Source organism: Enterobacter sp. SA197 (assembly GCF_054131575.1).
On record NZ_CP096393.1, the window covers coordinates 3,115,574 to 3,136,741 of the forward strand.

At 56.0% G+C, this 21,168-nt stretch carries 24 protein-coding genes and 1 riboswitch; of the genes, 3 read left to right on the forward strand and 21 right to left on the reverse strand.

What is annotated here, in order from left to right:
* Positions 1–21 precede the first annotated feature (21 nt).
* The 21 genes from cobS to pduF all read right to left on the reverse strand — a co-directional run bounded on the left by cobS (position 22) and on the right by pduF (position 17,864).
* Positions 22–759, reverse strand: coding sequence for an adenosylcobinamide-GDP ribazoletransferase (gene cobS, locus M1D91_RS14770; RefSeq protein ID WP_437431400.1), 738 nt, complete (start codon positions 757–759; stop codon positions 22–24).
* Positions 756–1,301 (reverse strand): bifunctional adenosylcobinamide kinase/adenosylcobinamide-phosphate guanylyltransferase, encoded by a 546-nt coding sequence (gene cobU, locus M1D91_RS14775; protein ID WP_437431401.1) that lies wholly within the window; start codon positions 1,299–1,301, stop codon positions 756–758. Before cobU ends, cobS begins: the two co-directional genes overlap by 4 nt.
* Positions 1,295–2,818, reverse strand: coding sequence for a cobyric acid synthase (locus M1D91_RS14780; protein WP_437431402.1), 1,524 nt, complete (start codon positions 2,816–2,818; stop codon positions 1,295–1,297). Before M1D91_RS14780 ends, cobU begins: the two co-directional genes overlap by 7 nt.
* Positions 2,815–3,630 carry an energy-coupling factor ABC transporter ATP-binding protein gene (locus M1D91_RS14785; protein ID WP_437431403.1) on the reverse strand — a complete coding sequence of 272 codons (816 nt, stop codon included), beginning with the start codon at positions 3,628–3,630 and terminating at the stop codon, positions 2,815–2,817. Before M1D91_RS14785 ends, M1D91_RS14780 begins: the two co-directional genes overlap by 4 nt.
* Before the next feature lie 8 nt (positions 3,631–3,638).
* Positions 3,639–4,316 (reverse strand): energy-coupling factor ABC transporter transmembrane protein, encoded by a 678-nt coding sequence (locus M1D91_RS14790; RefSeq protein ID WP_437431526.1) that lies wholly within the window; start codon positions 4,314–4,316, stop codon positions 3,639–3,641.
* A complete protein-coding gene (locus tag M1D91_RS14795) occupies positions 4,303–4,584 on the reverse strand; it encodes an energy-coupling factor ABC transporter substrate-binding protein (RefSeq protein ID WP_437431404.1) in 282 nt (93 codons plus the stop codon). Before M1D91_RS14795 ends, M1D91_RS14790 begins: the two co-directional genes overlap by 14 nt.
* Position 4,585: 1 nt before the next feature.
* Entirely contained in the window at positions 4,586–5,323 is a 738-nt protein-coding gene (cbiM, locus tag M1D91_RS14800; RefSeq protein ID WP_437431405.1) for a cobalt ECF transporter S component CbiM, read from the reverse strand.
* Positions 5,320–6,030: a cobalt-factor II C(20)-methyltransferase gene (locus tag M1D91_RS14805; RefSeq protein ID WP_437431406.1), complete on the reverse strand. Its 711-nt coding sequence runs from the start codon at positions 6,028–6,030 to the stop codon at positions 5,320–5,322. Before M1D91_RS14805 ends, cbiM begins: the two co-directional genes overlap by 4 nt.
* Positions 6,027–6,821, reverse strand: a complete 795-nt coding sequence (cbiK, locus tag M1D91_RS14810) for a sirohydrochlorin cobaltochelatase (RefSeq protein ID WP_437431407.1) — start codon at positions 6,819–6,821, stop codon at positions 6,027–6,029. Before cbiK ends, M1D91_RS14805 begins: the two co-directional genes overlap by 4 nt.
* Positions 6,822–6,831: 10 nt before the next feature.
* A complete protein-coding gene (locus M1D91_RS14815; RefSeq protein ID WP_437431408.1) occupies positions 6,832–7,617 on the reverse strand; it encodes a cobalt-precorrin-6A reductase in 786 nt (261 codons plus the stop codon).
* Entirely contained in the window at positions 7,614–8,339 is a 726-nt protein-coding gene (locus M1D91_RS14820; protein ID WP_437431409.1) for a precorrin-3B C(17)-methyltransferase, read from the reverse strand. Before M1D91_RS14820 ends, M1D91_RS14815 begins: the two co-directional genes overlap by 4 nt.
* A complete protein-coding gene (cbiG, locus tag M1D91_RS14825; protein ID WP_437431410.1) occupies positions 8,339–9,394 on the reverse strand; it encodes a cobalt-precorrin 5A hydrolase in 1,056 nt (351 codons plus the stop codon). Before cbiG ends, M1D91_RS14820 begins: the two co-directional genes overlap by 1 nt.
* The gene (locus M1D91_RS14830; protein WP_437431411.1) at positions 9,375–10,148 is read right to left on the reverse strand and encodes a cobalt-precorrin-4 methyltransferase; all 774 of its coding nucleotides are present in this window, start codon (positions 10,146–10,148) and stop codon (positions 9,375–9,377) included. The genes cbiG and M1D91_RS14830 overlap by 20 nt, the downstream gene beginning before the upstream one ends.
* A complete protein-coding gene (locus M1D91_RS14835) occupies positions 10,141–10,710 on the reverse strand; it encodes a decarboxylating cobalt-precorrin-6B (C(15))-methyltransferase (RefSeq protein WP_437431412.1) in 570 nt (189 codons plus the stop codon). Before M1D91_RS14835 ends, M1D91_RS14830 begins: the two co-directional genes overlap by 8 nt.
* Positions 10,700–11,305 (reverse strand): precorrin-6y C5,15-methyltransferase (decarboxylating) subunit CbiE, encoded by a 606-nt coding sequence (gene cbiE, locus M1D91_RS14840; RefSeq protein ID WP_437431413.1) that lies wholly within the window; start codon positions 11,303–11,305, stop codon positions 10,700–10,702. Before cbiE ends, M1D91_RS14835 begins: the two co-directional genes overlap by 11 nt.
* The gene (gene cbiD / locus M1D91_RS14845) at positions 11,299–12,438 is read right to left on the reverse strand and encodes a cobalt-precorrin-5B (C(1))-methyltransferase CbiD (protein WP_437431414.1); all 1,140 of its coding nucleotides are present in this window, start codon (positions 12,436–12,438) and stop codon (positions 11,299–11,301) included. The genes cbiE and cbiD overlap by 7 nt, the downstream gene beginning before the upstream one ends.
* Positions 12,435–13,067 (reverse strand): cobalt-precorrin-8 methylmutase, encoded by a 633-nt coding sequence (locus M1D91_RS14850; protein ID WP_437431527.1) that lies wholly within the window; start codon positions 13,065–13,067, stop codon positions 12,435–12,437. Before M1D91_RS14850 ends, cbiD begins: the two co-directional genes overlap by 4 nt.
* Positions 13,068–13,072: 5 nt before the next feature.
* Entirely contained in the window at positions 13,073–14,038 is a 966-nt protein-coding gene (cbiB, locus tag M1D91_RS14855) for an adenosylcobinamide-phosphate synthase CbiB (protein ID WP_437431415.1), read from the reverse strand.
* Positions 14,035–15,414: a cobyrinate a,c-diamide synthase gene (locus M1D91_RS14860; RefSeq protein ID WP_437431416.1), complete on the reverse strand. Its 1,380-nt coding sequence runs from the start codon at positions 15,412–15,414 to the stop codon at positions 14,035–14,037. The genes cbiB and M1D91_RS14860 overlap by 4 nt, the downstream gene beginning before the upstream one ends.
* Before the next feature lie 101 nt (positions 15,415–15,515).
* A riboswitch (cobalamin riboswitch) is annotated at positions 15,516–15,694 on the reverse strand.
* 226 nt (positions 15,695–15,920) lie between these two features.
* Positions 15,921–16,832, reverse strand: coding sequence for a transcriptional regulator PocR (pocR, locus tag M1D91_RS14865; protein WP_437431417.1), 912 nt, complete (start codon positions 16,830–16,832; stop codon positions 15,921–15,923).
* Positions 16,833–17,051: 219 nt separating this feature from the next.
* Positions 17,052–17,864, reverse strand: coding sequence for a propanediol diffusion facilitator PduF (pduF, locus tag M1D91_RS14870; protein WP_437431418.1), 813 nt, complete (start codon positions 17,862–17,864; stop codon positions 17,052–17,054).
* A 524-nt stretch (positions 17,865–18,388) separates the two neighbouring features.
* On the opposite strand from pduF, the gene pduA reads away from it, so the two are divergent.
* Genes pduA through pduC form a run of 3 tightly spaced genes read left to right on the forward strand, consistent with a single transcriptional unit; the run spans position 18,389 to position 21,165 of the window.
* Positions 18,389–18,673, forward strand: coding sequence for a propanediol utilization microcompartment protein PduA (gene pduA, locus M1D91_RS14875; RefSeq protein ID WP_437431419.1), 285 nt, complete (start codon positions 18,389–18,391; stop codon positions 18,671–18,673).
* A complete protein-coding gene (gene pduB, locus M1D91_RS14880) occupies positions 18,670–19,482 on the forward strand; it encodes a propanediol utilization microcompartment protein PduB (RefSeq protein ID WP_437431420.1) in 813 nt (270 codons plus the stop codon). Before pduA ends, pduB begins: the two co-directional genes overlap by 4 nt.
* Positions 19,483–19,500: 18 nt before the next feature.
* Positions 19,501–21,165, forward strand: coding sequence for a propanediol dehydratase large subunit PduC (gene pduC, locus M1D91_RS14885; RefSeq protein WP_437431421.1), 1,665 nt, complete (start codon positions 19,501–19,503; stop codon positions 21,163–21,165).
* Positions 21,166–21,168: the final 3 nt, after the last annotated feature.

The window sequence follows — 21,168 nt, forward strand, 5'->3', positions numbered from 1 at the left end:
TCATCAGGTTTAACGGGCTGCTCAGAGCAGCGCCAGAAGAAAGACCAGCTCACCCAGTTCAATGGCAGCACCGAGCGTGTCGCCCGTCTGCCCGCCCAGCGTGCGTTTGAGCATCAGGCCAAGCGCACAAATCGCAATCGCTGTGACAAGCAGCGCCATCACCCCTTTCATGCCTTCAAGGCCGATGGCAATCGCCAGCGCCAGTGCCAGCGTAATCAGGGTCTGACGCAAGGTGACCTTGCCAATAAAGAGATTCCCCAGCCCCTCTTCACGGGCATAGCGGTGACCGTACATCATCACCACCGCACAACCGCGCCCGGCAGCACAGGCAGCACCCAGCGCGGCGGGTATCGACAAACCGCGCAAGCTCAGTTCGCTGATGACCAGAATTTTTGCCACCAGCACAAACACCAGCGCCAGCCCACCGTGGGTACCAAGGCGGCTGTCGCGCATGATCTCCAGCATCCGCTCACGTGTGCGGGCGGAGAAGACGCCGTCGCACGTATCCGCCAGCCCATCAAGATGAAAACCGCCGGTGAGCAGTGCCAGGGCAAGCAGGGTAAAGAGTGCCGCCAGCGGGGTACCGCACCAGGGCTCAAGCACCATCCAGACCACGCCACTGAGCGCGCCGAGCGTCAGCCCTACCAGCGGAAAATTTACAATGCAGCGCACGTAGTCTTTGGTTTCCAGCCCATGAGTCCAGCGCTCAGGCACCGGCAGCCGGGTAATAAAGGCGAAGGTTGCCCATAACAGTTTCATTTGATTTTGACTCCAATCCCGGAGACGACCAGCCAGACCTCATCGGCAGCCTGCGCCAGACGCTGATTCACGCGCCCGGCAATATCGCGAAAATGGCGGGCGAGGCGGTTTTCCGGGACGATCCCCATCCCCACTTCGTTGGTTACCAGCACTACCGTCGCGGGGCAGCGGGCGCAGGCGGCGATAAGCGTTTCAATTTCATGATGCACCCGTGCTTCAAGCACATCGTAATCCCAGCCGTCCGGATCGCTGTCGCCGCCGTGGGCAAACAGCAGGTTCGTCACCATCGTGGTAATGCACTCCAGCAGAACGGCGTCGTCTGGCTTACTGTGAGCGGTAATGATCTCCGCCAGATCCTGCCATCGCTCTTCGGTGCGCCAGTGGGCGGGACGTCCGTCGCGATGGTGCTGAATGCGCGCGGCCATCTCTGCGTCATAAATCTGGGAGGTGGCAATATAGAGAACCTCTTGCGCGCCTGCGACGAGCGATTCGGCATGGCGGCTTTTTCCGCTGCGCGCGCCGCCGGTAACCAGCGTTAACATGGCTGCTCCTGGTGCTGATGCATAATCTGATAGATCCTGTCGATGTCGATATTTTTACGCATGGCATCTGCCAGCAGATCGAACTGCCGGGATTTGTAATGCGCATAGTCCACGGCGATATCCAGCGCGGGGAGTCCTTTGCGGGTTCGCAGCGCGTTTATCAGCGTGCGGGTAAATTCGTCGCTGTCGAAAAGGCCGTGCAGGTAGGTGCCGAACACCAGACCATTCTCGCTGACCGCGCCATCGGCCACCTGCGCGCCGTTCTTCTCCAGCCACAACAGCGGACGGCAACCCGCCTGTAAAAGAGTTTCGCCCATGTGAATTTCGTAGCCGCTGAGTTCAAGGTTGCCACAACCGGCCAGCAGGCCGGGGAGTGCCGTTTGTACCCTTGCTTTCACAAGCGTAGTGGTTTTGTTAACAGCAAACCGGGTGACCGTGTTCAGCAATCCCAGTCCGGGCAGCGTCCCCAGGCAGGACTCCACGTCATCAATGATGGTTTCACCGAGCATCTGATAGCCGCCACATACCCCGAGCACCGGGACGCCGTCACGACTGGCCTGCAGCACCGCCTGTGCCAGTCCGCTCTCCTGTAGCCAGCTGAGATCGCCCAATGTATTTTTACTGCCCGGTAAAATGATGAGATCGGTCGCTTGCAGCTCGTCGGGGGAACGAACATAGTGCACTCGTATATCAGGCTGGGCTGCCAGGGCGTTAAAGTCGGTGAAGTTTGAAATGTGCGGCAACTGGATTACGGCAATATCGATAGCCCGTTCCCCGGTGCGCAGGTATTTACCCCGCTGGAGCGCCACGCCATCCTCATCTTCTAAATCCACCTCCAGCCACGGCATCACCCCGAGCACCGGGACGCCGGTCAGCGCTTCAATCTGCTTAATGCCAGGCGTTAACAAGGTAACGTCACCACGGAATTTATTGATGATGACCCCTTTTACACGCCAGCGCTCGTGCTCCTGCAGCAGGGCAAGCGTGCCATAAATGGAGGCGAATACCCCGCCGCGGTCGATGTCTGCTACCAGCACCACCGGGCACTGGGCCATTTCCGCCATGCCCATGTTGACGATATCACGATCGCGCAGGTTAATTTCCGCCGGACTCCCCGCCCCTTCGAGCACAATGGCATCATACTCGCGTCCGAGGCTCTGATAGACATCGGTAATTTGTTCGCGCAGGTGAGGCTTATATTCATGATAACGGACGGCATCCATATCTGTTGCCACTTTGCCCATCAGCACCACCTGCGCTTTACGATCGCTTGTGGGCTTGAGCAGCACCGGATTCATGCGCACGTCCGGTACAATACCTGCCGCTTCGGCCTGAAAAATCTGCGCACGCCCCATCTCCTGGCCGTCGGGCGTGATACCCGAGTTGAGCGCCATATTTTGCGATTTAAAGGGTGCAGTCTTCAGCCCGTCCTGATGCAGGATGCGGCACAGCCCCGCCACCAGTACGCTTTTACCCACGTCTGAGGCGGTTCCCTGAAGCATAATTGCCAGCGTCATGACGCCTCCTTAATCATTGTTGCCTGTACAGAAGCAAAAAATGCGGCTTCGTTTCTGCAAAGCGGCATGCCCAGTTCGGTGTGCATTTTTACCAGCCACGGCTGAGTCAGCCCGGCCTGTTCAATCAGCGTTTTTTGGGTAAAGACCTCTGCCGGTGTGCCTTCAGCCAGCAGTTCGCCACGGCGTAGAACATACACCGCATCGCAGACTTCATAAATCAAATCAATATCATGGCTGGAGATCACCACATGATCTCCCTGAGCCACGATACGCTGAATGATGTCAATCATTTGCGCCCGCCCGGAGGGGTCGAGACCCGCCGTTGGTTCATCGAGCAACAGGTATTTAGCCTGCAATACCAACGCCCCGGCTATGGCTACGCGCTTTTTCTGCCCGTGGCTCAGACACTGGACTGGCTGATGGCGGAAGGCGTGGGCATCCACCAGGGTCAGGGCATCATCGATACGCCGGGCGATTTCCGGCGCTGGCACGCCGAGGTTACGCAGGGCAAAGGCAATGTCACTGTCGATATCGGTATAAAAAATCTGCTGATCCGGGTCCTGAAAGACGGTGGCCACCTGCTGGCGCAGCGCGAGCATCCCGCGCTTGCTGTAATCCAGCGGTTTACCCTGCCACAGGACCTTCCCCTGCTGCGGGCGCAAAATGCCGTTCAGGTTCATAAACAGCGTCGATTTTCCGCAGCCGTTCGCGCCCACCAGCCCGGTAACCGGCTGAGAGGAAAAATCGAGCGTAAGCCCCTTAAGCGTTGGCGCATCCTGGTAGTTGAACCATAGCTCATCGGTTGCCAGCATTACGTTCCTTACAGGTGAAAATCACCCTGATAAAGTTTGACATCCAGCGTGACGGCCAGCGCCCTGTAGCGCAGGAGCACGCGGGTAAATAGCAGGCCCACCAGCATTGACAGAGATCGGTAGCCCTGCGGCAATGTGCAATACCCAAAGCGCAGCGTCTGCGCCCGATGGATAGCCATTGCTTCTTCAAGCAGGATAAAAATAAAGCGCCAGATGAGCAGAATTTGCTCGGTCAGCAGACGCGGCACTCGTCCTTTTTGCAGTAGCACAATGAGCTGCACAAAGGGCAGATTAAGCACCAGCCAGAGGGTCGCGGCCAGAGCCGCAAGGCTGCGCCAGAAGGTGGCATTCGCCATCGCCAGCCCCTCCGGCATCACACCCAGCCAGTACGATCCCAACGGGACGCCCACCAGCAGACGGGCAGGATCAGTGGTGACGCTGAACAGGATAGTCAGCACGCCCACCAGCAAGAACGCCAGCGGGATCGCCATCCAGCGCAGCCAGCGCCAGAAAGTCATACGCAGCAACCAGCAGGTAAAAGCCGCCTGGCACACCAGCAATATCCCCTGCCCTACCGGAGGCAGGGAAAACGCCAGCAGCATCATCAACAGCCAGAACAGAAACTTGCGTTCCGGCGCGACCGTAAACCAGCGGCTCTGATAGCTCAGGCGATCAAGCCCGTTTATCATCACGCTGTCTGCCTTTCATATAACCCAGGATGTAGAAAATGACCGCGGCACCAAGAGAGCCCTGTAGCGTAAAAAGCAGGCTCTCAATTTCGCCACTGGCCGGTTCATACAGCGGCTGGAACCAGGGCTGATAATGCGGTGCGACAACCTGAATCTGACTTTCCGCTTCCCCGTCTGAGCCACCGTACTCCCCCCCGTGATTGATAAAAAACGGCAGGATCACCAGGGCTATTACCATCGCAAGTAAAATCACTGTTTTTTTCATCTTAATGTCCTTGTGCGGCAACCAGTTGCCGTTTGGTCAGTTGATCGTAAATCATGACCGTCAGTAACCCTTCTGCAATGGCAATCGGGATCTGAGTCAGGCAGAAGATGCCCATGAATTTCATGACTGAACCTGTTGCGCCAGCTTCCGGGTCCGGGAAGGCCACACCGAGCTGCACGGACGTGACAAAATAGGTCACCAGATCCGCCAGCATGGCGCATAAGAATACGCAGACATCACGGCGTAACCCGGCGCGGCAGGCCATTTTCCAGACCAGATAACCCACAACCGGGCCAATCACCGCCATCGACATGCCGTTGGCGCCAAGCGTTGTCAGACCGCCGTGGGCCAGAAGCAGCGCCTGAAACAGCAGGACGATAGCGCCAAGGATGGCCACGACGCCCGGCCCGAAGAGAATAACGGCCAGACCAACCCCCGTCGGATGCGAGCAGCTACCGGTGACCGACGGAATTTTCAGCGCCGACAGGACGAAAACAAAGGCACCGCACAGGGCCAGCAGCACTTTCTGATTGCTGTCTTCTGCCACAATCTGGCGTAACCGCACCAGCCCGTACCACAGACAAGGTAAAAACAGCACCCACCAGGCTACCGCCCACATCGGGGGTAAAAAGCCCTCCATGATGTGCATAGCAAACGCCTGCTCAGGTACCACCATGAGCAGCAAGGCCGCTGCCAGTCCGCTCAATGACAGACGTTTGAGCTGTTGTTCCTGTTTCATACTCTCTCCCACTGTTTATTCACGAGGATGGTCGAAAAATAGGGTAGTGCCTGGTCATCCTGCACCTGAGCAAGTTCCCGCCAGCACTGCTCTGCGGGTAGTGTGGCTTCCGCCATCATGATCGCCTTGTCCAGTAGCCCGACCTCGGCCAGCAACGCTTTAATGCGGGCAAAACGGCCATACACTTTCATCAGCACCAGACTTTCATGGTTCGCCAGCGCCTGTCGTATCTCCGCTTCAGGTGCGGTACAGGACACCACCGCCAGCGACTGTTGTTCCATAGCAAGCGGGATCTGGGTGCGGGCGGCGATAGCGGCGAACGAGGTCACACCCGGCACTATCTCCAGCCAGTCTGGTCGGCCAATTCGTTGCAGCAGGAACACCCAGGTGCTGAACAGCATGGCGTCCCCAAGGGTAATAAAACCAACCTGTTTGCCTGCCAGTGTTTCGGCGCGTAACGCCGCCGCCACTTCATCCCATACCGCCTCTTTTTCCGCGCTGTCACCACTCATGGGAAAATGGGTAGCGCGGATTTCAGTGTGCTCCCCCAGATACTCCCGCACGATGGAGAGGGCCAGACTGTCGCCTCCTCGTCGTCCTGCCGGCGCATAAAGCACATCCAGTTTGCCCAGTATGCGTGCGGCACGGACGGTAAGCAGATCGCTTGCCCCCGGCCCGATCCCCAGGGCGTAAAGCATGCCACTCATGCGGCTTCCTCCAGTTGTTGGTCCAGCGCCTGATGCAGGTGTGAGACAAACATCGCGCGAATATCACTGTTCTCACCCAGCCCCTGTAACCACGGGGTGGCGCTAATGCCGACACGCTCAAACTGCGTTTTCCAGGACTCCTCATCGTCAGATGCCATATCGTTGATGGCATGATCCCCGGCCACCAGCATCAAGGGCATCAGGTGCACCGCGCTGATACCCTCACGGCGTAGTCCATCGATGATGACGTCTATTTCCGGGTAGCTTTCTACTGCCCCGACCCGTGCCGGGAAGCGATGCGCGGCCATCATGTGGTCAAGGCAGGCATAAGCGGCGAAGGCATGGTGGCTGGCTCCGTGTCCCATAAAAACGACCTTTTCGCCGTCAGCCAGCGCAGGCATCTGGCGGGCCAGCGCCTGCATCAGCTGCATATAGTCGTCATGACCACTGAGCAGCGGCGCGCCGATGACCATGCGACTGAAGAGGTGACGTAAGGTCTGCACTTCACGAACGATTTTTTCGTATTCATCGCCATTAATGATATGCAGAGACTGAATGGCGACATCCTGATAACCCTGCTCCGCCAGTTTTTGCAGCGCCTGTAAAGGGGTATCAATGTGCAGGTTATCGCGCTGCTTCAGCTTGCGAATGATCATCCCGGAGGTAAACGCCCGGAACAGGGTACGATCCGGGCAGCTCGCGGCCAGATCGCGCTCGCACGCCACAATGTTTTTTTCACACGTGTCGTGATAACTGGTACCAAAACTGATAACCAGAAGGGCTTTTTTCATAGTGTTATCCTCACTCTGTGGCGAGCCAGCGCCCTAATCGTTGCGCAAAGGCCTGCTGGCTTTCCAGTAACTCATCTCCCGACACCGCAGGCGCCGGGCGGGTAATCACGATGCAGGGGATACCGGCATCAAGGCATGGCTCTACTTTTTCCCGGTATCCACCTTCAGCGCCGGAGGCTTTGGTTATCACCACATCGGCCCGGCACTGGCGGTAAAACGCGGCGTTAAACTCGGCGCTGAAGGGCCCGCACATGGCGTAAATCTCCGTCACGCCAAAGCCGCTTTCGGCACACTGCACCATCACATCAGCCACCGGCAGCACGCGGGCAAGCAGGGTTTTCTCAGCCAGCCCTGCGCGCCAGCGTGCTAAATCTTTACTGCCGGTGGTCAGAAGTACGCGTTGGCCAAGCCCCTTTGCCACTTCACATGCCGCTTCCAGGGTCGGCACTTTGTGCAGCAACGGATGTATAAGACGTTCGAGCTGGTCCGGGCGCTGGTAGCGACTCAGGAGCACCTTAACCTGCTGGCAGGCGCGGGTGAGGGTATCGCTGACCACCTCGGCATAGGGATGAGAGGCATCCACCACCCAGCGCGTCTGGTTCTCGGTAAGCCACGTCACCATGGCGTCAAAGTCCATTCGTCCACAGCGCACTTCGCCCCCGATCTCGCCCGCCAGGTGCTGCCCGGTAGGGGTTGCAACCGACAGGGTGTACTTCACCCCGGCGGCGTCCAGTTGCTGGCATATCAGGCGCGCATCGCTGGTGCCGCCCATTACCAGCACCTCTCCTGCCCTCACAACTCGTAGCCCCGTGGGGTAATCATCAGGCCATCAGCGATATAGGTGGTTTTGTTGCCCACAATCACCAGACTGGTCATGTCTACAGGTTCAAAGTCCATCTCACCCAGAGTGGTGAGCCATTTTTCCTCTTTTTTACGCCCGGCGGATTTCACCACCCCTACCGGCGTTGCGGCGCTTTTGCTGGCAGCCAGCAGTTCAAAAGCGCGGGCCAGATGGCCTTCACGCCCCCGGCTGCGCGGGTTGTAAAAACAGATAACAAAGTCCGCTTCACCCGCTGCGATAATGCGTTTTTCAATCACCGGCCACGGAGTAAGCAGATCGCTGAGGCTGATATGGCAGAAATCATGCATTAACGGTGCCCCCAGCAGAGCAGCGGCAGCGATACTGGCGGTCATGCCAGGGATCAGGCGAACCTCCACATCGAGTTTTTGTTTGCTCACCAGTTCCAGTACTAACCCTGCCATGCCATAAATGCCGGCATCACCGCTGCTGATAAGCGCCACGTTTTTTCCCGCCTGTGCCAGTTCGATCGCCGCCTGGCAGCGTTCGATCTCTTTGCACATGCCGGTTTTGATCACCTGCTTGTCGCCGGTGAAGGATTTCACCAGGTGAGTGTAGGTTTTGTATCCCACAACGATTTCTGCAGCCTGTAAGGCTTCGATCGCTTCCAGGGTCATCATGGCCTGTGAGCCAGGGCCAATTCCGATTACGCTTAACATCAGTGTGCTACTCCCAAAGTAATAGTGACGCCCTGCTCGCGCAGGGTTTCGCCCACCAGTTGCCCGTGACTCATCAGCCAGGCTGCGGGACCGGAAACGCTGCCCACACCAGTTGTCTTTCGGACAAATTCAGACGCCGGGAAGCGATGTTCATGCTGACGCAGGGCGTCAGCGCTAAAAATTTCGAACGGCACGCGCAGATGTTGCGCCAGCTGCGTGAGGGCTTTTTCATGCTCTTTTAAGGTGATACTGCCGATGGCTCGTAGCGCCAGAGGATCAAGCGCGTGGGCCGCCAGCTGGCGGTTGAGCAGGGTTGAAACCACCGAATACGGGGTATCGCGGCGACAACCGATTCCTGCTATCACCCGCCGGGGGACCAGTTTGAACACTGGCACCGCAAGCTCCGGTAAAGCTGCCTGCACCGTCACACACACCAGTGCGGTCAGGTCGGGTAACGCGTCCAGCGAGTCCACAGGGATAAAGCCACGTGTGTCGCAGCGGGCGACCTCAGCGCGTAACGCGTTGTCACACCACAGGCCGATGCGTTTGCCGCTGACCAGCCAGTGGTTGATGGTCTTTACCCCGGTGCGCAGATCCTCCATCCGCGCATCCAACTGACAGGCGAGGGTATCCAGCGCAGCCAGATCGTTCACGTCCGTGGCGGTAGTGATAACAGGGTCCGCCCCCAGCACACCTGCCAGGTAACGGGCAAGCTCGTTAGCGCCACCAAAATGGCCGGAGAGGAGACTGATCACATGCTGCCCGCGCTCATCAATCACGATCACCGCCGGATCGCTGAATTTGTCATTGACCAGCGGTGCCAGTACCCGCACGGCGATACCAGTCGCGCCAATAAACACCAGCGCCGAATGTTCGCTGAAGGCGCTACGCAGGGCGCTGGCAAATCCACCATCAAAAGGTACAAAGCCCTCTTCCAGTAACTTTTCACTGGTGTAACAGGTCATCGGCAGCGCCAGTTTCAGTTGGTTTGCCAGTGCAACGCCGCCGGGCGTCAGGCAAAACAGAGCGATGGATTCAGGCTTTACGGTATTCATGGCTAAAGTCCGCTGCATAAAGACGTGAGTAGTGGTACTCCTCGCCAAGAAATGCGCCAACGAGGATCAGAGCCGTTTTGCGGATCCCGGCGTCGCGCACTTTGTCCGCAATATCCGCCAGCGTGCCGCGCACGGTCTGGCTTTCAGGCCAGGTGGCTTTATAAATCACCGCAACGGGCGTGGTAGCCGGGTAACCCCCTTCAATCAGCCGCTCTGCCACGCGGTTAATGCGCTGCACGGAGAGGTAAATCGCCATTGAGGTCTGATGGCTGGCAAAAGACTCCAGCTGTTCCAGTGGCGGAACCGGCGTGCGCCCTTCCAGGCGGGTGATGATGAGACTTTGCGACACTTCCGGGACGGTATATTCCACCCCCAGTTCCGCCGCCGCCCCAAGGAACGCACTTACACCGGGCACGACCTGCCAGGCGATGCCGCGAGCGGTCAGCACTTCACCCTGCTCACGCACTGACCCATAAAGCGACACATCACCGGTTTGCAGACGCACCACCACTTTTCCGGCTTTCACACCCGCTTCCATCAGGTCGATAATCTGCTCCAGATGTAGCCCCGCACTGTCGTGGCACTCCGCGCCCGGCGAGCAGTAGTCGAGTAGCTCAGTATTGATGAGCGACCCGGCATAGATAACGACCTGCGCCTGTTGCAATAAGCGGTAGCCTTTGAGGGTGATCAGTTCGCGATCCCCCGGCCCCGCGCCAACAAACCAGACGGTTTGTGCATTAAATTGTTCAGCCATGAAACGCTTCCTTCTCGCAGGAAATCACAAAAACAGGGTTATTTGGTCTGAAGTAGTGACCGCAACCGAGCGGGTTCAGGAGCGAGACCTGGATCTGCTGGCAGTCCAGCGCCGCAACCTTGCAGGTGGCGAGGTGACTCAGCGCCGCGCTCAGGTTCTCTTGTAAAATAAAGGTCATTACCAGGCGTCCACCGGGAACCAGTTGCGCCAGCGACCAGTCAATCAACTGGGTCAGATTGCCCCCGCTGCCGCCCATAAACACCGCATCCGCAGGCTGCTCAACAAACAGCGGAGCCACACCTGAAACAATCGCAATATTGCGACAGCCAAAATGCTGGCAATTCTCCTCCAGTAGCCCCAACGCCGCCGGATTGCGTTCGATGGCGGTGATCTGCAACTGCGGGTAACATACCGCCGCCTCGATGGAGACGCTGCCGGTCCCGGCACCGATGTCAATCAAATGGCGCGCCCTTGCGAGATCCAGACGGGACAGCGCCAGCGCGCGAACCACTTCTTTGGTCATCGGCACGCTTTCACCACGTAAAAACTGTTCATCTTTCATTGAGGATCACCACCACGTTCATTTCATACTGCGCACTGACGTCATGGGCCTTTAGCCAGTGGATGCGCTCATTTTCCATACCCAGGTTTTCGCCGATAACCAGCCAGCGCTCGCCGGCCCCCCGTGCGGTCAACGCCGCCGCAATTTCCCGTGGCCCACACCGGGAATCGGTGACCATTGCGGTTTTGCTGGAACGGACCAGGGCGTCCACATCCACCTCACGCCCGTGGGAGCTGGTCAGCCACATCTCGTTCATGTCGATTCCGGTTCTGGCACAGAGGTACTGCACGGCGCTGATGCCTGGAATGATGCGCACCTGGTCGATGCCGAATTCCATGACCAGCCGTTTGCCGATACCGTAAAAAAGCGGATCGCCGGAAGCGACCACCACCACGCGTTGCTCCTGGCGGGCCGAAATCCACTGCATCAGGCCCGCAATATCTGCATCGAGGAGGCGGCGTTCTCCGCTAAAGTCTGGAAATTGCGCCAGGTGGCGCTTACCGCCTACCAGCACCTCCGCCCCGGCGATAGCATCAAGGGCCATCGGGGTCATTAACGCCAGCGTTGCAGGCCCCATTCCGACGACGGTCAGCATCGCAAATCCCCCACAATTGCCTCGAATGGCCGATTCGTGCCGAGGATCTGGTTATCAAACGAGAACATAACGGCATCACACTGGGGTGGATTTTTCGTAAAACGCAGGTTGAGCATGACGCGCTGACAGATGCGCTGTGCCAGATGGTTATAGAGATGGCTGAATCCTGCGGCATCGATGTGTTCCATCGCCGCTTCGGTAGTGTCGCATTCGCTCACCTGCATGAGCAGCGGGTGCGGGGCGCCAAGCAGGGCCAGATGCGCCACCAGGGTTTCCATGCGCGCATCGGCAATATGGCTGTGCGTGTGGAAGATACCGGCGGCAATTTTTACCAGCTTGCCCGGATGTCCGATGAGGACAATCTGCCTGTAGCCCATGCGCACCGCCTCTTCGATCATAAAACCGACGAAGTTGCTCATGGTCACCACGATGTCGCCCGGTAAGCCCATCTGTTCGCGCACGAAGCGCTCACCATGATTACCTGGCACCAGTACCACCCGCTCCAGACCGGCTTCTCGTTTCATTTCCATTTCCAGCGACAGCGAGCGTTTCCAGCTCTCTTCTGACATCGGTGTGACAATGCCGGTAGTGCCGATGATGGAAATGCCACCGAGGATACCAAGCCGGCTGTTGTAGGTTTTCTTTGCCCGCTTGTCGCCCTCCGGGGCAAAGATTTCTACTTGTGCCCCGCGCGATGGGCCAATAACTTCGCGTACAGCCGCTTCAATGGTCTGACGCGGCGTGCGGTTAATGGCAGCACTGCCGATGGGTAAGCCGATACCTTTGCGGGTGACCCTGCCTACGCCTTCACCGCCGGACAGCGCAATTTCGCCGCTGTCGTTCAGGCTCACGCGGGCAAAAATCAGCATACCGTGGGTGGCATCAACGTCATCCCCCCCGTCTTTACGAATAGCGGCAACAGCCTGCTGCCCTTCGATATGCGGAGATTCCACATTCAGACGTAGCGTGACGCCTGACGGGGTGACAATCGACACCTGGTGAATAATGTGCTGGCGCAGCACCATCAGCGCGGCAACTTTTGCTGCGGCGGTCGCGCAGGAGCCCGTGGTGTAACCCTTACGCAGCGCCTTGCCGTTGTGCCATACCGGAGTGTCGAACGTCTCTTCGCTCATTCCGCCTCCCGCAGGCTATAAAGAAATGCATTAACGATGGCCGCTGCGACGTTGCTGCCCCCCTTGCGGCCCAGTGCCGCAATGGCGGGCAGTCCACTCTCCACCAGCGCATCTTTGGATTCCGCCGCGCCGACAAATCCTACGGGTACGCCCACGATGCCTCTCACCTGTGCTTTTTGCTCCAGTAAGCGGAACAGTGCCGTTGGCGCATTACCAAAGATGAAGACTTTTTCCCCACTCTCGGTCAACGCCAGATCGACTGCGGCCATCGAGCGTGTGATGCCGTTTTCTTTGGCAACCTGTACCACGCGCGGGTCACTGATGTAACACTTCACTTCCCCCCCAAACGTCGCCAGCAGCGTTTTGTTTATTCCGGAAAGGGCCATGGTGGTGTCGGTATAGAGGGTGCAACCGCATCGCAGCGCGTTGCTCAGATTGTCCAGCGCGTCCGGGGAGAACCAGAGAATATCGAGCCAGTCGAAATCAGCGGTGGTATGAATGACGCGTTTTATGATGGCTTCGTGCAGTGGGCTGGCAAAACGGTAATCAGGCCGCGTGTCGCGAATGATGTCGCCAATAATGACAAAGCTTTTGTCTTCAATGGCCTGGGGTTGCTGTAAGTAATCCATCGTTTTCATATCAATGCTGCTCCTGCCAGCATAACGTGCGTAAGCGCAAACAAGATCAGCGCCAGCGTGGACGCCACCCACATCAGGCGGATGGTGTGCGTGATGTCCTCCACCGTGATGGTGCGCAGGTCATCACCAATCCAGGGCTTCTCCACGCGTTCACCGAAATAATCATTGGGGCCACCAAGACGCACCCCCAGCGCACCGGCCACACTGCCCTCCGGCCATGCGCAGTTGGGGCTGCTATGGTTTCGGCGATCGCGCCAGCCCACATGCAGCGCCCTGGCCGCGTTCAGTCGGCAGAGCCCGGCAGCCAGGCTCAGCAGCAGCCAGCTCAATCGCGCCGGAACAAAGTTGGCGACGTCGTCAAGGCGCGCGCTGACCATGCCAATAGCACGGTATTTTTCATGCTTGTAGCCGACCATCGAATCCAGGGTATTCACAGCTTTGTAGGCCATTGCCAGCGGCGCACCGCCCAGTAAGAGGAAGAACAAAGGGGCAATAACGCCATCAACCGTGTTTTCAGCCACGGTCTCCACCACCGCGCGGGTAATTTGCGGTGATTGCAGCTGCGAGGTATCGCGCCCCACAATCCACGAGAGCTTTTCCCGGCTTTCGCTTAAGGTGCCGTGGCGTAGTGCCCGCTCCACCTCACGCGCCGCGTCGTCCAGGCAACGGGCCGCCAGCAGGGTGTAGATCATCCACACCTCCACGCACCATCCGAACCAGGGGTGAATGAGGGTGGCGAGCTGTAATCCTCCCCAGGCGACAGCCCAGGTGACACCGACCACGACCAGCCACATTACCCCTCCGCCAATGCGCAGAGCGGTATCGGAATGGCAGAACCGGCGAACGATATGCTGTGTAAGCGTGATCAAGGTGCCAATCCAGCGCACCGGATGCGGCCAGTGCGCAGGGTCGCCCAGCCAGCGGTCCAGAAGCCAGGCCACGCCCCAGGCCAGGATCGTCATACCGCGCTCCTTGCGGCCTTTATCCAGCGGTTAAGCATTTGCGGGCGCTGGGCAAAATGAACGTGCAGGTAGCTGGCGTACGTGTTACCCACCTGCCAGCCACCCTGCCATTTCGCCAGTACTGCATTATCCCGCCTCTTCTGGCAGTCCATCACGGCTTCATGAACGGGGGTAAAATCGGAGTAGTGGAATTCATGCCCGCGCAGCGTTTCACCTTCATCCGCCAGCAGCGTTGGCTGGCGGGCGGTGGCTTCGCAGTAGCCAAAGCGGGTCAGTCGTTTGCCCATCTCGCTGTGACCGGGGATGACGCCCGCCAGGGTATGCATCTGGCCTTCGGCATCACGCAGGGAGGAGCCCAGATACATCAACCCGCCGCACTCCGCGTAAATGGCGACACCACGATGATGTGCATTGCGAATGGCTTCCAGCATGAGGGTGTTAGCCGCAAGCGCGCGAGCATGCAGTTCCGGATAACCTCCGCCAAGCCACAGCATCTGGCACTCCGGCAATTCTGTGTCATGAAGCGGGCTGAAGCGGACAATAGTCACGCCAGCGTTTTTCAGCAGTTGCAGGTTATCCGGGTAGTAGAAATTGAATGCTTCATCATCAGCGAGGGCAAGGGTTAATCCTGCCCCGGCATCCCGGGCAGGGAGCGCAGGCCACTCTCCTTGTGGCAACGTGTCGAGCGCCGTTAACGAGAGGAGTGTGTTGATATCAACCGTTTGCTCCAGGCGCGCGGCGAAATCCTGCCAGGCCTGAGCGTCAACCATCGACTCCCGGGCGGTCACCAGCCCAAGATGGCGTTCAGGTAATACCACCCCGGCGCTGACCGGGATATATCCCAGCACGGGAATACCACAATAGTGCTCAATGGCCTGTTTAAGCAGATGGTAATGGTTGTCGCTGTTAACACGGTTAACAATCGTGCCAACGATGCGTACTTTCGGGTCGAAATGCTGGAATCCCATCACCGTGGCCGCAACGGAGGTAGAGACCGCTTTGCCATCCACCAGCAGAATAACCGGCACGCCAAGTTGTTTGGCCAGTGCCGCACTACTGCAATAATCGGGGTCAACGCCATAGCCGTCATACAGCCCCATTACCCCCTCAATCACCGCCACATCAGTATGTTGCATCTGCTGGCTGAACAGCGCATTCAGGGTGGAGTCGGGCAGCATAAAACTGTCGAGGTTACGGGAGGGGATGCCGGTAATCGCCGTATGCCAGGCGGTATCGAGGTAATCGGGTCCTGCTTTAAAAGGTTGCACCCGCATGCCGCGCTGTTGTAAGGCCCTCAGCAAACCGAGCGTGACGGTGGTTTTCCCACAGCCGCTGCCGGTTCCGGCAAGAATAAAGGCACAACGCTTGTCAGACATCCTTTAAAACCCCGTTAAGGGTGGAAAGGCTGCGTCGGGATGCGCGTGGTCCCAGTGCTATGACTGTACGCGTCTCTGCAACCGACTTCCCACCGAAGTTGTTGAGTGTCACCTGTCAGGTCGGTCTTCTGGCTTAGCGTCATCCTCGCCCGTCCTTCCCGACCCTAAGGTCAGTGGTCTATACGGGGTTGTCGGCATCACAGCAGCGGGGGCTGCGGGGGAGTCTCACCCCCTTCCCTGCCACAAATAGTTGTGGCGAACCTGATGGCTTCATTTTCACGCTTCACCCGATACCACGATATAAGCTCAGGTGAAACGGCAATTTTGCCCTGACTGCAATCTATCGCATCAGGGAAATAAAAACTGGTTGAGTTTATCTTTATGGATGCAATATTTTGTTGCGCTATAACAATTTATTGCGATGCAATATCTTCAAGCCCTTATCAGAACAGCAATTCAGACCATTTCATTACCTTCATCAACAACAAAAAATTGTTCCTGGAAAGTTAATCGCTGTCACCATTCGCATTATTTTGCAGGCGAAAGACCTGCGGTGTGACCTGATAAGTCTGACGAAACACTTTGCAAAAATAGCTGGTTTGAGAAAATCCTAAATTGCGGGCAATACTGGCAATGCTCCAGTCGCTATGACACAACATCTCTTTTGCACTGGCCATTCTCTGCCGATTCACCCAGGCATTAAAACCAATACCCTGATATTTCTTGAACAGTTTGCTGAAATAATAAGGGCTGAGGTAGACATGGGCGGCCACATCCTCAAGACGAAGTTCGTCAGAAAGATGGGCATCGATATAGCGGAGCGCCTTTTTCATCTTACTGTCGTGAGGACCCTGATTACGACTCGTTTTTCCCGCTTCCGGGGATGGCTGCTGATCTTTGATGACGACAAAATTAAGCTGTTTCTTAAGGCAGTTTTCAACGATGAGTTTCAGCAAATCCGCGGACGCCATTACCCGTGAATAGTCCATTTCGGGCACATTACGAAATTCATCCATCAATTTCTGATCGGTTTGCCAGCGGTCATCTGCATTGAGAATATTGATTAACTCCACGCTCTCTCCTTCCCGTAAGCGCACCTGCCCGCACAGCACAAATCCTACGAGGTGACCTGCGATAACAAGGGGAATGGAGAAATCCGTTAATCCCGCATGACAGCGATATATGCAGGGCTGATTTGATTTCGAAGCTTCAAAACCACCGCAGCGATCGCTCATGCGACACCGGGCGCTATGTTGCGGATTCTGCCGCATCAGCTGGCAAAAGGGGGTGAAATTAAAAAGCTCGGAAATTTCTTCGCCGTGGATATTAACGACAACAACGGCCAGACCGGTGGCTTGTGCAAAATCCTGGGCGATTTTATTAATGAGTTCCGAGTTGAGGGCACTCGCAGAAATCATGATAAAACCTCTCAGTTAATTTTAATTTATTGTTATAAAAAACCAGTTCGTTTACAGCTTTTTAATGTTGCTGGTTAATTGTCAACAAGTTAAGCCGATAAACTCAATGCAAGATAACAAAAGTCTCCCATCCCTGGGAGACGATTTCTTACGTTCGTGAAAGCAGATCACGAAATAAATTTTTAACGTTGCTTTAACGGCGCGGAATATTACCCCTCATTATGAGTGCTCTTTTTCCTCTAACGTACAGAGATTACAGGGCAAATTTTTGCCAATAAGGTAGCGATAACATGCGGCACCACCGCAGGCACCCATTATCGGGGCAATAACAGGCACGAGGAAGTAAGGGATATCCCGCCCGCCAGTAAAGGCAATGTCGCCCCAGCCTGCGAAGAAGAGAAAAAGTTTAGGACCAAAATCGCGGGCCGGGTTCATGGCAAACCCTGTCAATGGCCCCATAGAGGCTCCAATCACCGCTACAAGTATCCCAATGAGTAATGGCGCAAGCGGGCCCCGCGGCACACCGTTACCATCATCCGTTAATGCCATGATCATACACATCAGGATAGAGGTAATCACAATCTCAACTAACGCAGCTTCCCATACGCTTAATGCGGCGGCAGGATAGGTGCTGAACAAGCCTGCTAACTGCAGGCTCTCAGTGCTTCCACGAACCAGGTTATGTGCAGCTTCATATTCCAGAAAAACATTATGGTAAAGCAGATACGCTATAGCCGCGCCGCCAAACGCGCCAGCCACTTGCGCCACGATATACGGCAGGACTTTACGCGCCGGAAAACAGGCAAAAAGCCATAACGCGATAGTAATCGCCGGGTTTAAATGTGCGCCTGATATCGCTGCGGTCAGGTAGACTGCCAGGGAGATTCCAAGCCCCCAGATTATGCAGATTTCCCATAGCCCCAGTGATGCGCCGGCAACTTTCATGGCGCATAAACAACCAATACCAAAAAACAAGAAAAGCCCTGTGCCTAAAAACTCGGCGATGCATTGCGCCTTAAGTGAATCATTCATGTGTCACCTTCCAGGTAGAGTCGCTTCTCACCAGCACGCCTGAAGCTGGCAGCAGAGTACAACGTCGCACACTATAGAAATGTGTTATTAAAAAGTGTTGGCAACCTCGCAGACAAAACACCAAAAAAATCGCCTGTCAGTAACATTATTTTGCTATTAAAAATAGCGTTAAAGGGTGCAATGCCTCTTATTTACTGAATATGACTACGATTATTAAATAACAAATTATTGTTATTTTGAATGCAGAGTTTTACAGCCTTGCTCACAAAAAATGCTCGCACGCGCAAATAACACAACATTTGAAGCCTGTCATTCTAAAAAATAAAAATATGAAAATGCGTTTGCAAAAATTTGGCATGCCTGAATATTTAAATAAACCATAAAATTCAATGCATTAAAAATATCCAAGACAATTATTTAGCCTGAATAACCCAGGAAGTTTCGCCGGTAATTCCAAGTCAGCCATTCTTTTTCTTCGCTTATTTGTATATTCAAAAAATCAGGGCAACCCTATCGAGGTCTTTATGCAACAAGAAGCATTAGGAATGGTGGAAACCAAAGGTTTGACGGCGGCAGTTGAAGCAGCTGATGCAATGGTTAAATCCGCAAATGTCATGTTAGTAGGCTACGAGAAAATAGGTTCTGGTCTGGTAACAGTGATTGTTCGCGGTGATGTGGGTGCCGTGAAAGCGGCAACGGATGCAGGCGCTGCTGCTGCCGCTCAGGTGGGAGAAGTGAAAGCCGTACATGTTATCCCGCGTCCCCACACTGATGTAGAAAAAATCTTACCCAAGGGAATTAGCCAATGAGTAGCAATGACCTGGTGGAACAGATCATGGCGAAGGTGATTGCCAAAGTTTCTGCACCGACATCACAGGCCACCCCCACTGTAATCCATCCCATACGAGAGACGGCTATGGCAGAAAAAAGCTGCAGTTTAACGGAATTTGTCGGCACAGCGATCGGCGACACGGTTGGTCTGGTTATCGCCAACGTTGACAGCGCGCTACTGGACGCAATGAAGCTCGAAAAACGGTATCGCTCCATAGGCATTCTTGGTGCACGCACCGGGGCAGGTCCACACATCATGGCGGCCGATGAAGCGGTAAAAGCCACCAACACTGAAGTTGTCAGCATCGAATTACCCCGTGATACCAAAGGTGGCGCTGGTCATGGTTCATTGATCCTCCTTGGCGGGAATGATGTCTCCGACGTTAAACGCGCCATTGAAGTTGCACTCAAAGAGCTCGACCGCACCTTTGGCGATGTGTACGCCAACGAAGCGGGTCACATCGAGATGCAATACACCGCCCGCGCCAGCTATGCCCTGGAAAAAGCCTTTGGCGCTCCTGTTGGCCGGGCCTGCGGCGTGATTGTTGGTGCACCGGCCTCTGTCGGCGTGCTGATGGCTGATACCGCGCTGAAGTCCGCCAATGTGGAGGTGGTGGCATACAGCTCCCCTGCCAAAGGGACCAGCTTTAGTAACGAAGCCATTCTGGTCATCTCGGGTGACTCAGGCGCCGTTCGTCAGGCCGTTATCTCTGCTCGCGAAATCGGTAAAACCGTGCTGGGCACCCTGGGTTCTGAACCGAAAAACGACCGCCCATCCTACATCTGATAACAGAGAGGCTGTTTCATGAGATCGAAAAGATTTGAAGCGCTGGCGAAACGCCCTGTTAACCAGGATGGTTTCGTGAAGGAGTGGATTGAAGAGGGCTTTATTGCAATGGAAAGCCCCAACGATCCTAAACCTTCTATTCGCATCGTCGACGGTGTCGTTACTGAATTAGACGGCAAACCCGTCAGCCAGTTTGACCTGATTGATCATTTTATTGCCCGCTACGGTATCAATCTGCAGCGTGCAGAAGACGTAATGAAAATGGACTCCGTGAAGCTTGCCAATATGCTTTGCGATCCGAACGTCAAACGCAGCGATATTGTGCCGCTGACCACCGCCATGACCCCAGCGAAGATAGTGGAAGTGGTGTCGCACATGAACGTGGTTGAAATGATGATGGCCATGCAAAAAATGCGTGCGCGTCGTACCCCATCCCAACAGGCGCACGTGACTAATGTGAAAGACAACCCGGTTCAGATTGCCGCGGATGCAGCCGAAGGCGCCTATCGCGGGTTTGACGAGCAGGAAACCACGGTTGCCGTCGCACGCTACGCCCCTTTTAATGCTATCGCGTTACTGGTGGGTTCACAGGTGGGACGTCCCGGTGTATTAACCCAGTGTTCTCTGGAAGAAGCCACGGAGCTTAAGCTTGGCATGCTGGGCCACACCTGCTATGCCGAAACAATTTCCGTCTATGGCACCGAGCCTGTCTTTACCGATGGCGATGACACCCCCTGGTCGAAAGGTTTCCTTGCCTCTTCCTATGCCTCCCGCGGTTTGAAAATGCGTTTTACCTCCGGCTCCGGCTCCGAAGTGCAGATGGGTTATGCCGAAGGCAAATCCATGCTTTATCTCGAAGCGCGTTGCATTTACATCACAAAAGCTGCGGGGGTACAGGGTCTGCAGAACGGCTCCGTCAGCTGCGTTGGTGTTCCTTCAGCCGTACCGTCCGGTATTCGCGCCATCCTGGCAGAGAACCTGATTTGTGCCGCGCTGGACCTGGAGTGCGCATCCAGTAACGACCAGACCTTCACTCACTCAGACATGCGCCGTACCGCACGTTTGCTGATGCAGTTCCTGCCAGGGACCGACTTCATCTCCTCAGGTTATTCCGCCGTTCCAAACTACGACAACATGTTCGCCGGGTCGAACGAGGATGCTGAAGATTTTGATGATTACAACGTCCTCCAGCGCGACCTGAAAGTGGACGGTGGTCTTCGTCCGGTACGCGAGGAAGACGTCATTGCCATCCGTAATAAAGCGGCGCGCGCGCTGCAAGCTGTCTTCGCCGGCATGGGACTGCCGCCCATCACCGATGAAGAAGTCGAAGCGGCAACCTACGCCCACGGCTCGAAAGATATGCCGGAACGTAACATCGTTGAAGACATCAAGTTCGCGCAGGAGATCATCAATAAAAACCGTAACGGCCTCGAAGTGGTGAAAGCGCTGGCAGAAGGCGGCTTCCGCGATGTTGCGCAGGACATGCTTAACATCCAGAAAGCCAAGCTAACCGGGGACTATCTGCATACATCCGCCATCATCGTCGGTGATGGTCTGGTGCTCTCGGCGGTGAACGATGTCAACGATTATGCCGGTCCGGCAACAGGTTATCGCCTGCAGGGTGAACGCTGGGAAGAGATCAAAAACATCCCGGGCGCACTCGATCCGAACGAATTGGGCTAAGGG

What these genes read in the sequence shown, in the direction of transcription:
- pduB (WP_437431420.1), top strand. Translation starts at nt 18,670, where the DNA reads ATGAGTAGCAATGACCTGGTGGAACAGATCATGGCGAAGGTGATTGCC.
- M1D91_RS14860 (WP_437431416.1), bottom strand. Translation starts at nt 15,414, where the DNA reads ATGTCTGACAAGCGTTGTGCCTTTATTCTTGCCGGAACCGGCAGCGGC.
- cobU (WP_437431401.1), bottom strand. Translation starts at nt 1,301, where the DNA reads ATGTTAACGCTGGTTACCGGCGGCGCGCGCAGCGGAAAAAGCCGCCAT.
- pduF (WP_437431418.1), bottom strand. Translation starts at nt 17,864, where the DNA reads ATGAATGATTCACTTAAGGCGCAATGCATCGCCGAGTTTTTAGGCACA.
- cbiM (WP_437431405.1), bottom strand. Translation starts at nt 5,323, where the DNA reads ATGAAACAGGAACAACAGCTCAAACGTCTGTCATTGAGCGGACTGGCA.
- cbiE (WP_437431413.1), bottom strand. Translation starts at nt 11,305, where the DNA reads ATGCTGACCGTCGTCGGAATGGGGCCTGCAACGCTGGCGTTAATGACC.
- M1D91_RS14805 (WP_437431406.1), bottom strand. Translation starts at nt 6,030, where the DNA reads ATGAGTGGCATGCTTTACGCCCTGGGGATCGGGCCGGGGGCAAGCGAT.
- pduA (WP_437431419.1), top strand. Translation starts at nt 18,389, where the DNA reads ATGCAACAAGAAGCATTAGGAATGGTGGAAACCAAAGGTTTGACGGCG.
- M1D91_RS14835 (WP_437431412.1), bottom strand. Translation starts at nt 10,710, where the DNA reads ATGAAAGATGAACAGTTTTTACGTGGTGAAAGCGTGCCGATGACCAAA.
- pduC (WP_437431421.1), top strand. Translation starts at nt 19,501, where the DNA reads ATGAGATCGAAAAGATTTGAAGCGCTGGCGAAACGCCCTGTTAACCAG.
- cbiD (WP_437431414.1), bottom strand. Translation starts at nt 12,438, where the DNA reads ATGAGCGAAGAGACGTTCGACACTCCGGTATGGCACAACGGCAAGGCG.
- pocR (WP_437431417.1), bottom strand. Translation starts at nt 16,832, where the DNA reads ATGATTTCTGCGAGTGCCCTCAACTCGGAACTCATTAATAAAATCGCC.
- M1D91_RS14795 (WP_437431404.1), bottom strand. Translation starts at nt 4,584, where the DNA reads ATGAAAAAAACAGTGATTTTACTTGCGATGGTAATAGCCCTGGTGATC.
- cbiB (WP_437431415.1), bottom strand. Translation starts at nt 14,038, where the DNA reads ATGACGATCCTGGCCTGGGGCGTGGCCTGGCTTCTGGACCGCTGGCTG.
- M1D91_RS14780 (WP_437431402.1), bottom strand. Translation starts at nt 2,818, where the DNA reads ATGACGCTGGCAATTATGCTTCAGGGAACCGCCTCAGACGTGGGTAAA.
- cobS (WP_437431400.1), bottom strand. Translation starts at nt 759, where the DNA reads ATGAAACTGTTATGGGCAACCTTCGCCTTTATTACCCGGCTGCCGGTG.
- M1D91_RS14830 (WP_437431411.1), bottom strand. Translation starts at nt 10,148, where the DNA reads ATGGCTGAACAATTTAATGCACAAACCGTCTGGTTTGTTGGCGCGGGG.
- M1D91_RS14820 (WP_437431409.1), bottom strand. Translation starts at nt 8,339, where the DNA reads ATGTTAAGCGTAATCGGAATTGGCCCTGGCTCACAGGCCATGATGACC.
- M1D91_RS14850 (WP_437431527.1), bottom strand. Translation starts at nt 13,067, where the DNA reads ATGGATTACTTACAGCAACCCCAGGCCATTGAAGACAAAAGCTTTGTC.
- cbiK (WP_437431407.1), bottom strand. Translation starts at nt 6,821, where the DNA reads ATGAAAAAAGCCCTTCTGGTTATCAGTTTTGGTACCAGTTATCACGAC.
- cbiG (WP_437431410.1), bottom strand. Translation starts at nt 9,394, where the DNA reads ATGAATACCGTAAAGCCTGAATCCATCGCTCTGTTTTGCCTGACGCCC.
- M1D91_RS14785 (WP_437431403.1), bottom strand. Translation starts at nt 3,630, where the DNA reads ATGCTGGCAACCGATGAGCTATGGTTCAACTACCAGGATGCGCCAACG.